Source organism: Streptomyces sp. HD, assembly GCF_028369295.1.
In the GTDB taxonomy this organism is placed as follows: domain Bacteria; phylum Actinomycetota; class Actinomycetes; order Streptomycetales; family Streptomycetaceae; genus Streptomyces.
Genome location: NZ_JAQMYP010000036.1, coordinates 95,885 through 107,449 on the forward strand (window position 1 = coordinate 95,885; position 11,565 = coordinate 107,449).

Below are 11,565 nucleotides of genomic sequence, written 5' to 3' on the forward strand. Positions count from 1 at the left end.
CCCTCGCCTTGCAAAGGAAGGCGAGGGCTTGCGCTGGGCTGGGCTACTTCTCGGTGGAATCCGAGGACGGGGTGGACTCCTCGGACGAGGCATCCGCGGAAGTGGCCTCGGCCTCGGTGGCCTCCTCGGATGCCGTCTCCTCGGCCTCGGCAACCTCCGAGGCCTCAGCAGCCTCCGAGGGCTCAGCGACCGCCTCGGCCTCCACCTGCGCCGCCACCGCGGCGGACGTCGCCGCCGACTCCGCCAGGACCTCGTCGGCCACCAGCTCGGCGGCCTCCTTGGCCACGGACAGCAGCACCGTGTCCTGCGGCTGCTGGTCCTCGAAGTTCTCCGGGTGGTGGCAGGCGACCCGCTGACCGGGCACCAGCTCCTTCAGCGGCGGCTCGGTCGTCGTGCAGATCTGCGTCGCCTTCCAGCACCGGGTGTGGAAGCGGCAGCCGCTCGGCGGGGAGATCGGCGAGGGCACGTCGCCCTTGAGCAGGATGCGCTCGCTCTTGGCCGCCCTGCGCCGCGGGTCCGGGATCGGCACCGCCGACATCAGCGCCTTGGTGTACGGGTGCATCGGCGCCTTGTACAGCGAGTCGCGGTCGGCCAGCTCCACGATCTTGCCGAGGTACATCACCGCGATCCGGTCCGAGACGTGCCGGACGACCGAGAGGTCGTGCGCGATGATCACGTACGTCAGGCCGAGCTCCTGCTGGAGGTCGTCGAGGAGGTTGACGACCTGCGCCTGGATGGACACGTCCAGCGCGGAGACCGGCTCGTCGGCCACCACGAGCTTGGGGTTGAGCGCGAGCGCGCGGGCGATGCCGATGCGCTGGCGCTGACCGCCGGAGAACTCGTGCGGGTAGCGGTTGTAGTGCTCGGGGTTGAGTCCGACCACCGACAGCAGCCGCTGCACTTCCTTCTTGATGCCGCCCTCGGGCGTGACGCCCTGGAGCTTGAAGGGAGCGCCGACGATCGTGCCGATGGTGTGCCGGGGGTTCAGCGAGGAGTACGGGTCCTGGAAGATCATCTGCACGTCGCGGCGCAGCGGGCGCATCCCGCCGACGCCGAGGTGCGTGATGTCCCGGCCCTCGAACTCCACCTTGCCGGCGGTCGGTTCGAGCAGCCGCGTGATCAGCCGGCCCATCGTCGACTTGCCGCAGCCCGACTCGCCCACGACGCCCAGGGTCTCACCGGCCCTGACCTCGAAGTCGATGCCGTCGACGGCGTGCACCGCGCCGACCTGCCGCTGGAACAGGCCCTTCTTGATCGGGAAGTGCTTCTGCAGCCCCGACACCCGCAGCAGGACCTCGCCGGGGGCGGCGTCCTTGGTGAGGGTGGCACCGTCGCTCTTCGCGGGAGTGGTCACGGCTGTGTCCTTGGGATTCTCGCTCACAGCTTCGGCGCAATCTCTTCGGTCCAGATACGCTGCCGCTGCTCCATGGTCAGATGGCAGGCGGCCCAGTGCCGGCTGCCGGCCTCGGTCAGCTCCGGGCGGACGGTACGGGTGACGTTGTCCTTGGGGAGGTCCGCGTACGGGCAGCGGGGGTGGAAGGCACAGCCCGACGGGATGTTGATCAGCGAGGGCGGGGCGCCCTTGACCGGGATGAGCCGGTCCTGCTGCTCACGGTCCAGCCGCGGCATCGAGCCGAGCAGCCCCCAGGTGTAGGGGTGGCGGGGCTCGTAGAAGACCTCCTCGGCCGGTCCGCGCTCGACACAGCGGCCGCCGTACATCACGAGGATGTCGTCGGCCAGTTCGGCGACGACGCCGAGGTCGTGGGTGATGATGATGACCGCGGAGCCGAACTCCGACTGCAGATCGCGGATGAGGTCGAGGATCTGCGCCTGGACGGTGACGTCCAGGGCGGTGGTCGGCTCGTCCGCGATGAGCAGTTCGGGGTTGTTGACCAGCGACATCGCGATCATGGCGCGCTGGCGCATACCGCCGGAGAACTCGTGCGGGTAGCTGTCGACCCGCTTGTCCGGCTGCGGGATGCCCACCCGATCGAGCATCTCGACCGCACGGCGCTTCGCGGTCTTCTTGTCGACGTCGTGGTGGATGCGGTACGCCTCCACGATCTGGTGGCCGATCGTGTAGTACGGGTGCAGCGCGGACAGCGGGTCCTGGAAGATCATCGCCATGTCGCGGCCGCGCAGCTTGCGGACGTGGTCCGGGTCGGCGGACAGCAACTCGGTGCCGTTCAGCCAGATCTCGCCGGAGATCTGCGCCTTGCGCTTGCCGTACTGGCCGGCGGTGTGCAGGCCCATGATGCCGAGCGAGGTCACCGACTTGCCGGAGCCCGACTCGCCCACGATGCCGAGGGTCTTGCCCTTCTCCAGCTGGAAGCTGAGTCCGTCGACGGACTTGACCAGGCCGTCGTCGGTCGGGAAGTGCACCTTCAGATCGCGCACCTCCAGGAAGGAGGTCGGGGCCGGTGAGGTGCCCGTGGGCTCGCCCACGGCCGCTCCGGTCTTGCTGAGTTCGGTCATGCCAGCCTCACTCGGGGGTCGATCACGGCGTACAGGACGTCCACCACGAGGTTGGCGATGAGCACCGCGACAGAAGTGATCAGGGTGACGCCCAGGATGACGGGCAGGTCCTGCGTCTTGATCGCGTTGAGCACCGCCTGGCCCAGGCCGGGCAGGCTGAACGTGGTCTCGGTCAGGATGGCACCGCCGATGAGGGCGCCGAGGTCCATGCCGAGCATGGTCATGATGGGCGTCATCGTCGAGCGCATCGCGTGCTTGCGGATGACGACGCCTTCGCGCAGGCCCTTGGCGCGGGCGGTGCGGATGTAGTCCTCGCCGAGGATCTCCAGCATGGTGGCGCGGGTGATCCGGGCGTACATCGCCGCGTAGAGGAACGCGAGAGTGATCCACGGGAGGATCATGCCGCCGAGCCAGCCCGTGAAGCTCTCCTCCAGTGGGACGTACTCCGCGTTGATCCAGCCCAGGCCGTAGGAGAAGATCGCCAGGCTGAGCAGACCGGTGAAGTAGATCGGGAGGGAGACGCCGGCGAGCGCGATGACCATCGCGCTGCGGTCCCACAGGGTGCCCCGCTTGAGCGCGGAGAGGACACCCGCCGAGACACCGAACAGCAGCCACAGCACGGCGGCACCGAGCGCGAGACCCAGGGTCACCGGGAAGCGGTCGGTGAGTACCGGCCAGATGGCCTGCTCGCTGCGGAACGAGTAGCCGAAGCAGGGCGCGGCGCACTCCGTGACATCGCCGCCGGCCGCGTAGGTGCGGCCCGTGAAGATGCCCTTGAAGAACTCCCAGACCTGGGCGTAGATCGGGTCGCCCAGACCGAGCTTCTGCCGCACGGCCTCGACGGCCGCAGGGTCGGCCTGCTTGCCCACGAAGCTGGTGGCGATGTCGACACCGGCCCACTTCGGGACGAGGAAGAAGATGCCGAAGACCACCATGATGATGACCACGAGCATCACTGCGGCGGCGAACAACCGCCTGATGAGGTATGCGAGCACAGCTCTCGGCCCGCTGCGGACCGCGGGCCACCGGAGGTCGTCCGATGGCCCGCGGTCACGCCGCGCCGGCCTTCACCTGCCTTTCGTGCCGTATGGCGGGTGTGCCGGGTCTACTTCGGGTTCTTCAGGCCGAGGTTGACGAAGTCGTACATACCGCTGTACGCGTCCGTCGTGTAGACGTTGGCCAGGTTGCTGGAGCGCCAGTTGATGAACTTCTCGAAGACGAAGGGGAGGTAGTAGCCGCCCTCCATGACCTTGTGGTTGATCTCCGAGGCGATCTTGGTCTTACCCGCGTCGTCCAGCGTGGTGACGTACTGGTTGAACAGGCCGTCGATCGCCTTGTCCTTGATCAGGGCGAAGTTGTTGTTACCGCTCTCCAGGATGTACTTGCTGCTCCACAGCGGCAGACCGTAGCCCTGGACGGACGGGAAGTCCGGACCCCAGCCCATGATGATGATGCCGTAGCCCTTCTTCACCACGTTCGAGGGGCTGCCGATGATGCCGGTGCTCTGCGAGCCGTCGTACTGGTCGATGTCGGCGGTGATGCCGACCTTCTTCAGCGAGGCCTGGAGGGACTCGGCGGTGGCCACCTCGGACGGCTTGTTGTTGCGGACCGCGATGGTGGTCTTGAAGCCGTTCGGCTTGCCGCAGGCCTTCAGCGCTTCCTTGGCCTTGGCGACGTTGCCGCTCTTGTTGGCACCGGCGAGCTCGTACGGGTCGTACTTCTGGCCCTCGGCACCCGGGACGGACGGCGGCAGCATGTTGGTGCCGATGTCACCACCGGCGACCGGGCCGCCGCGCGCGTTCTGCAGCGAGACGTGGTCGGCGCCGTAGATCACGGCCTTGCGGCACTCGATGTTGTCGAACGGCTTCACGCTCTGCGGGAAGACCGCGTAACGGATGTAGCCGGAGACCGGGTTGTCCAGGTTGCCCTTGTGCTGCTTCAGGGCGGTGGTGCGGCCCTGCGGCGACAGACCGGTCTGGCTGAGGTCCAGGTCGTAGTCGCCCGCGATCAGACGCGCGTCCAGGTCATTGGCGTTGGAGAAGAACTTGACCGTGACCTTGTCCGGGTACGCCTTGCGGATCGGGTCCGAGGCCTGCTTCCACTCGGCGTTGCGGACCAGCGTCAGGTCCTTGCCCGGGTTGTACGACTCGAACTTGTACGGGCCGGAGGAGAACGGGTGCAGACCGTACTTGGACTTGGTGTCCTTGTCCTGGCGGACCGGGGACGCCGAGGTCAGCGCCAGCATCTCCTCGAAGTCCGAGTTGGCCTGCGGCAGCTTGAAGACGATGGTCTTGTCGTCCGGCGTCTCGATGGCCTTCAGGCCCAGCTTGTCGGCCGCCTTGTCCTTGTACGGACCCTTGTACTCGCCCTTGGGGTCGAGCACGTCCTTCAGGTAGACGGGACCGCCGGACAGCACGTCCTGCGCCCAGACGCGCTCGATGCCGTACTTGATGTCCTTGGAGGTGATCGGCTTGCCGTCCTCCCACGTCACCCCGTCACGCAGGGTGTACGTGTAGGTCTTGCCGTCGTCCGAGACCTTGGCGAGCCCGGTGGCGAGGTCCGGGGTCAGCTCGGCGCCGGCCTTGCCGGGCTCGGTCTTGCCCGTGACGAGCTGACGGCTGTAGTAGCGGGAGAAGTTCCACATGAAGCCGTAGTAGCCACGCGTGGTGTCCCACGAGTCGGCGTCCTGGGCGCCGGCGAACTTCAGCGTGCCGCCCTTCTTGGCGAGGGAAGCCTGGGCAACCTTGTTGTTCGCGGCGTCGAAGCCGGCCGCACCGTCCTTCGACCCCCCGTCGTCGTTGCCGCCGCCGCACGCCGCCGTGGTCAGCAGCGCAGCGACCACCGCGGCAGCGGCCATGGCCTGCTTGCGCCGCCCTGAGGTGCGTTGGGTAGTCACGATCTCGGATCCTCCGGAATTGATGAGAGACCCCGTGTGGTGTCACGGGTCGCTTGGGTAACGGCAGTTCAGCGGGAGCCCTTCGGGTCGAGCGCGTCACGCACGCCGTCGCCGAAGAGATTGAAGGCAAGAACGGTGATGAAGATCGCCAGGCCCGGGATCACCATGTACATGGGGTCCGAGTCGTAGTAGTCGATCGCACTGGAGAGCATCTGCCCCCAGGAGGCCGTGGGCGGCTTGACGCCCACGCCCAGGAAGCTGAGCGCCGCCTCGGTGAGGATGTTGGTGGGGATCATCATCGTCGTGTACACGATGATGGGGGCAACAAGGTTGGGCAGAAGTTCCTTGAACAGGATGTAGAACCGCCCGGCGCCGAGTGATCGGGCCGCCTCGACGTACTCGCGTTCGCGCAGCGAGAGCGTCTGACCGCGGACCACCCGGCCGATATAGGGCCAGCCGAAGAAGCCGATGACCAGGATCATCACGAACAGCCGGACTTCGGTTCCGCTCAGTCCGAGCATCTGGTTCGGCATGACGGAGACCAGGGCGATGATGAACAGCAGCTGCGGGAAGGCCAGCAGACCGTCCATGACCCGGCTGATGACCGAGTCGACCCAGCCGCCGAAGAAGCCGGCCAGGACACCCAGCACGGTGCCGATGACGACCGCGACCAGCGCGGACAGGAAGCCCACGAGGAGCGAGATCCGGGCGCCGTAGATGATGCGCGCGAAGATGTCGCGGCCGCTGACCGGCTCGACACCCAGCAGATGCTCACCGCTGATGCCGCCCAATGACCCGGTCGGCGTGCCGAACAGAGGGTCGATCAAGTCCTCGTGGTGCGTCTCGGGGTCCTGGCCCACGAGACTGGCGATCGCCGGTGCGAGGAGGGCGACGGCGATGAGCACGAGCACCACGACGCCGCCCGTGAGGGCGAGTTTGTCCCGCTTCAGGCGCTCCCAGGCGATCCGTCCCAGGGAACGCCCCTGTACGGCCTTGGCGCCGGTTGTGGCAACCGCCGCCGCTTCCTCGGCCGCACTGGGGGCCGCTTCCGCGGTCGGCTCGTGCAATGGTGCCGTCATGTGGCAGGGACCCCTCTCGACCGGCGGTAGCCGGCCCGCACTTGCCGCTGTGGCGGCGTGATCAGTCCGTCGTACGCAGTGGTACTCAGTCGTCGTACACAGGGGCGAGCACCCCTGGAGCGGGAGTCTTCAACGCTTCGGCGTTTTGTTGCCAGAGCTGGCGGGGAAAGGATGCGCAACCGTGATGCTGTCTGGCGGGTTCCGTTATCCGAACAGCAGGTAACGAACGACGGACGCGAGCTACTTGGGGCGTATGAGGGCGGACCGGGACCTTCCGATCGCATCTACGCGCGGAGATTTACCTGTGAAACCGAAGTCCGTGGCGGTTTGCGCCTACGACAGTCGGGCCACCGACTGAACGGCGGGTCAGTCGGAGAGTGATCAGTAGCGCCCTGGTGGCGGAGGGTAGCCGTATCCCGCGGCCGGGGCCTGGACGGATGCGGGGGCGTGTGCCTCGCGGTCGTAGAAGGGCCGGCCGTTCGCGCGCATCCACATGGCGACCGGGTCGAACTCGTCGGACATCGCCACGGTCGAGACGGGCAGTCCGTCCGGGACCGCGCCGATCGACTGCGACATCATCGAGCGCACCGAGTCCACGGCGGGCGGGCTGGTGTCGTACACGTCGAGCCCGATGGCGAGATACGGCGCGCCGAGCGCCGGCTGTACCCAGGCGCGGCGCAGGGAACGGACGGCCGGGGTGCGGTGGGCGTTCTGCGCGAGCAGGGCGTAGAACTGCGGGATCTCGATGCCGGGCTCAGTCAGGCGGAGCGGGCCGGCGGGCTGGCGGTCCAGGCCGGTGGCGATGCGGCGCAGGTCGAGCCAGGGGATGCCGACGCCGCCGCCGGGGGCGTGCGGGTTGAGCCAGAGGCCGTAGTGGTCCGGGTAGAGGGTGCGCGCGACGTCGACACCGTCGACGACCTCGTAGCTGCGGTTCCAGCCGCTGGCGGACAGCTCCTGGGCGGAGGTGACGCAGGGGGCGTAGCCGTGGCCGTCGACCTCCATGTTTCCGTACTGGGCGTCCGGGGAGCCGGCCTGGCCGTGCCACAGCAGCATCCAGACCTGGCCGGTGGCGGGGGTGGCAAGGGCGCGCAGGAGGGCCTCATAGGCGTCGTAGCGCCCGGGCGTCACCTGGCGCAGCATGTGCTCGACCTGTCCGGTCGAGGTCGTGCCGCTCGCGCTCACCGTTACCGCCCCTTCGGGAAACATGGCTTTTCGCTCCCAGCTTAGGCTCTCCGCTGGGCGAGCCGTTGAGAGCTCGGTACTTAATGTGGTCTGCCGTCTGCGGATTCATTGTGGCTGGTCGCGCCCCGCGGCGGAGCCGCATATGTCACGGCCCCGCGCCCCTGACGGAGCGCTGCCCCCAGGGCGTTCAAAAATCCCGCTGGTAGAAGGGACGGACCTTCTGGCGCATCCACTCGATCACCGGGTCCTGGGCCACGTCCAGGAGGACGAGGTTGACCGGCCACTGGACCGGGGTGCGGCCCAGGGCGCGGGCGAGGGCGTCCATGGGGGCCGCGCGCAAGTCGCCCTCCCGCTGGGAGAGTTCGACGCCTATGAACATCACCGGGGTGGCCGTCTCGATCGCCGCGAGGCAGCGGCGGGCCGTGGCGACGACGCCGGTCTCGGCGAACTCGGCGGACGCCGTGGCGAGGAAGTCGACCGGCTCTTCCTGCCAGTCGGGTTCGTAGAGCCTGACGCGGCCGCCGGAGGTGAGGCCGTCCAGCGGGGTGCGGCCCACCCGGCAGAGCTCGGCGACCGCAGCCGGGGGCAGCGGGACACCGACCACGCCGTCCGGGTTCAGGGCGATGCCGATCTGCGGGGGCAGCCCGCGGGCGAACTCCACCGCGGGGGCGATGGTGTACGACATGTGGGAGGCGACGACCTGGCGGAACTGTTCCTCGGAGCTGAAGACCGGGACGTACGCCTGGCCCGCGATCTCCACCGTGGGCAGGTCCAGCGGGCCGCTCTGCGGGCCGCCGCCGCTGGGCAGGGGCACCCAGAGGAAGCTGCGGCCCAGCACCTCGATGATCCGCCCGCCCGCCGAGGGCAGGCCGAGGGAGGCCGAGAGCACCTCCTCCAGCTCGTTGCCGGGCCAGCCGCCGTGCGGGTGGAGGTGTGTCTGTGCCGGGAAGTCCGCGGGAAGATCCGCCGGGAAGTCCATCTGTCTGACCGCCTGCTGTGAACCACGTCTGAGACCCAAGAGGCTAGCCGGTGTCGGCCCCGCCCTGCTCTACGGCCCGTCATCCCGTACTCACGACCGGTCAGCCCGCGCACCCGGGCTGTCAGCCGGTGAACCCGATCCGGCGCAGTACGTCCGCCGCCGAGCGGTCGATCAGGACCGCCGAGTTGCAGCCCTGGGGCAGACGGCCCTTCTCCACCGAGCGCAGGAGGCGGGCGGCCGCCGTGCGGTGGCGGAGGAAGGCGTAGCGGGAGACGCCTCGGCCGCGCTCGCGTTGGCCTTCCAGGGCGGTGCCGGGGGTGACGTCGAGGAGGAGCAGGTGCAGGGTGCCGCCGCGGCGGTGGGCCTCGCGGGCCAGCCAGGCGCGCACCCAGGCCTGGGTGCCGCAGTCGTGCACGACGACGCCCTTGCCGGAGCGCAGGGCGCGGCGCAGTCCGGCGTAGTGCGCCAGGCGGACCAGGGGGCGGTAGACGGCGTAGGGGAGGAAGCCGGGCATGCGGGCGGCCCAGCGGTCCCGGGTGTCCTGGGAGTCGACACGGAGGCCCTTCACCGTCCGCCTCATCAGCGTGGACTTGCCGCTGCCGGGCAGACCGGTGACCACGACGAGGTCCTCGGGGCCGAAGAGCAGGGCGTGCGGGCTGCGGCCGGAGCGCTCGCGCAGATCGCGGACCACACGTGCGTGCAACGTGCCGCGGGCTTCGACAGCGGGGGCCGCGGGCTGCTTGGGCAGCGCGATGCCCGAGGTCGTCGCGTACGCCGTGGTGCGCTTCACCGTCATCGTCCTCCTCCGGGGTCAGGAGTCCCTTCCCCACTGAGCGTAAAGAGAAGGTAATGGATGATCTCTCGCATTTTCGTTCGCTTACTGCCACAACCCGGTTACAGACACGGCCCTGCCGAAGCCGGGCCCAGGCGTGCAATGATGTCCGCGCCAACTGCATACCGGCCGTTTGAATCCGCGCGGGAGAGTCCCCAGCAGTCCATCGCTGGGGCGCCGAAGGAGCAAGTCCCTCCCTTGAATCTCTCAGGCCCCGTTACCGCGCGGGCGAGGCACATCTGAAAAGCGGGCCACCCCTCTGTCCTGGCGAAGGGGCGTGGCTCCACCCAAGGTGCAAGCCGTGATCGTCCCCGTGGCGGTCGTGGCGAACCTCTCAGGTTCCGATGACAGATGGGGAGGAACGACCTCGCCCGTCATGCCTTTGGAGACAACCGACCGATGAGCAGCACCGCCCCCTCCGAGAAGCGCCGGACCGCGCTCGATGCCCTGCATCGCTCGCTCGGCGCAACGATGACCGACTTCGCCGGCTGGGACATGCCCCTGCGCTACGGCTCCGAGCGCGACGAACACAACGCCGTACGGACCAAGGCCGGACTCTTCGACCTCTCCCACATGGGCGAGATCACCGTCACCGGCCCGCAGGCCGCCGCCCTCCTGAACTTCGCCCTGGTCGGCAACATCGCCTCCGTCGGCGTCGGCCGCGCCCGCTACACCATGATCTGCCAGGCCGACGGCGGCATCCTGGACGACCTGATCGTCTACCGGCTCGCCGAGACCGAGTACCTGGTCGTCGCCAACGCCTCCAACGCCCAGGTCGTGCTCGACGCCCTGGTGGAACGATCCGCCGGCTTCGACGCCGAGGTCCGCGACGACCGCGACGCGTACGCGCTGATCGCCGTGCAGGGCCCCGAGTCCCCCGGCATCCTCAAGTCCCTCACCGACGCCGACCTGGACGGTCTGAAGTACTACGCCGGCCTGCCCGGCACCGTCGCCGGTGTCCCCGCACTCATCGCCCGCACCGGCTACACCGGCGAGGACGGCTTCGAGCTGTTCGTGCGGCCGGAGCACGCCGTCGAGCTGTGGCAGGCGCTCACCAAGGCGGGCGAGGGCGTCGGCCTGGTCCCGTGCGGGCTGTCCTGCCGGGACACGCTGCGCCTGGAGGCGGGCATGCCGCTGTACGGCCATGAGCTGAGCACTTCCCTCACGCCCTTCGACGCCGGGCTCGGCCGGGTGGTGAAGTTCGAGAAGGAGGGCGACTTCGTCGGGCGTGCGGCGCTGACCGAGGCCGCCGCCCGGGCCGAGGCCGCCCCGCCGCGCGTCCTGGTCGGCCTGATCGCCGAGGGGCGTCGCGTCCCGCGCGCCGGGTACCCGGTCGTCGCCGGCGGCGAGGTCATCGGCGAGGTCACCTCCGGTGCCCCCTCCCCCACGCTGGGCAAGCCCATCGCCATGGCGTACGTCGACTCGGCCCACTCGGCGCCGGGCACGGCGGGCGTCGGTGTGGACATCCGCGGCAGCCACGAGCCGTACGAGGTCGTGGCGCTGCCGTTCTACAAGCGACAGAAGTAGAGAGACTGGCTCAGAGGCAGTCCGACAGCGGCCTGGGCGTGACCCTGCGCACATTTCCGCTGCTCACACACGTTTCCAGCAGTCCCCCATTCATCACCACTCCCGCGCGTACAGGAGAATTCAGGCCATGAGCAACCCCCAGCAGCTGCGCTACAGCAAGGAGCACGAGTGGCTGTCGACCGCCGAGGACGGCGTGGCGACGGTCGGCATCACCGAGTTCGCGGCCAACGCGCTCGGCGATGTCGTCTACGCCCAGCTCCCCGAGGTCGGCTCGACCGTGACCGCGGGTGACACCTGCGGCGAGTTGGAGTCGACCAAGTCGGTGTCCGACCTGTACTCCCCTGTCACCGGTGAGATCACCGAGGTCAACGAGGACGTGACGAACGACCCGTCGCTGGTGAACTCCGCCCCCTTCGAGGGCGGCTGGCTGTTCAAGGTACGCGTCACGGAGGAGCCGTCCGACCTGCTCTCCGCCGACGAGTACGACGCCCACTCCGCCGGCTGAGGAGCAGTCCCCCTTATGTCTGAGATGTCTGACAAGTCGCTTCTGAACGCACCCCTGCACGAGCTGGACCCGGCCGTCGCCGCCGCGGTC

The 11,565-nt window shown here is 68.8% G+C and carries 10 protein-coding genes and 2 riboswitches; of the genes, 2 read left to right on the forward strand and 8 right to left on the reverse strand.

Features of this window, described 5'->3' with window-relative positions:
* Positions 1–43 precede the first annotated feature (43 nt).
* The 8 genes from POF73_RS30475 to POF73_RS30510 all read right to left on the reverse strand — a co-directional run bounded on the left by POF73_RS30475 (position 44) and on the right by POF73_RS30510 (position 9,407).
* Positions 44–1,354, reverse strand: coding sequence for an ABC transporter ATP-binding protein (locus POF73_RS30475; RefSeq protein WP_272121916.1), 1,311 nt, complete (start codon positions 1,352–1,354; stop codon positions 44–46).
* Between the two features lie 23 nt (positions 1,355–1,377).
* Positions 1,378–2,475 carry an ABC transporter ATP-binding protein gene (locus tag POF73_RS30480; protein ID WP_272121918.1) on the reverse strand — a complete coding sequence of 366 codons (1,098 nt, stop codon included), beginning with the start codon at positions 2,473–2,475 and terminating at the stop codon, positions 1,378–1,380.
* Entirely contained in the window at positions 2,472–3,470 is a 999-nt protein-coding gene (locus POF73_RS30485) for an ABC transporter permease (RefSeq protein ID WP_272121920.1), read from the reverse strand. Before POF73_RS30485 ends, POF73_RS30480 begins: the two co-directional genes overlap by 4 nt.
* 110 nt (positions 3,471–3,580) lie before the next feature.
* Positions 3,581–5,371 (reverse strand): ABC transporter substrate-binding protein, encoded by a 1,791-nt coding sequence (locus POF73_RS30490; protein ID WP_272121922.1) that lies wholly within the window; start codon positions 5,369–5,371, stop codon positions 3,581–3,583.
* A gap of 68 nt (positions 5,372–5,439) precedes the next feature.
* Entirely contained in the window at positions 5,440–6,450 is a 1,011-nt protein-coding gene (locus POF73_RS30495; RefSeq protein ID WP_272121924.1) for an ABC transporter permease, read from the reverse strand.
* A gap of 381 nt (positions 6,451–6,831) precedes the next feature.
* Positions 6,832–7,632: an enhanced serine sensitivity protein SseB C-terminal domain-containing protein gene (locus tag POF73_RS30500; protein ID WP_272121928.1), complete on the reverse strand. Its 801-nt coding sequence runs from the start codon at positions 7,630–7,632 to the stop codon at positions 6,832–6,834.
* 187 nt (positions 7,633–7,819) lie between these two features.
* On the reverse strand, positions 7,820–8,611 hold the full coding sequence (locus tag POF73_RS30505; protein ID WP_272121929.1) for an enhanced serine sensitivity protein SseB: 792 nt from the start codon (positions 8,609–8,611) through the stop codon (positions 7,820–7,822).
* 121 nt (positions 8,612–8,732) lie between these two features.
* Positions 8,733–9,407: an AAA family ATPase gene (locus POF73_RS30510; protein WP_272121931.1), complete on the reverse strand. Its 675-nt coding sequence runs from the start codon at positions 9,405–9,407 to the stop codon at positions 8,733–8,735.
* A gap of 170 nt (positions 9,408–9,577) precedes the next feature.
* Positions 9,578–9,676: riboswitch (glycine riboswitch) on the forward strand.
* A riboswitch (glycine riboswitch) is annotated at positions 9,677–9,804 on the forward strand.
* A 38-nt stretch (positions 9,805–9,842) separates the two neighbouring features.
* Here POF73_RS30510 and gcvT point away from each other — a divergent pair.
* Both gcvT and gcvH read left to right on the forward strand, forming a co-directional pair.
* Complete coding sequence (gene gcvT / locus POF73_RS30515) at positions 9,843–10,970, forward strand: glycine cleavage system aminomethyltransferase GcvT (protein WP_272121933.1); 1,128 nt, start codon at positions 9,843–9,845, stop codon at positions 10,968–10,970.
* Between the two features lie 127 nt (positions 10,971–11,097).
* Entirely contained in the window at positions 11,098–11,475 is a 378-nt protein-coding gene (gcvH, locus tag POF73_RS30520) for a glycine cleavage system protein GcvH (RefSeq protein WP_272121934.1), read from the forward strand.
* Positions 11,476–11,565: the final 90 nt, after the last annotated feature.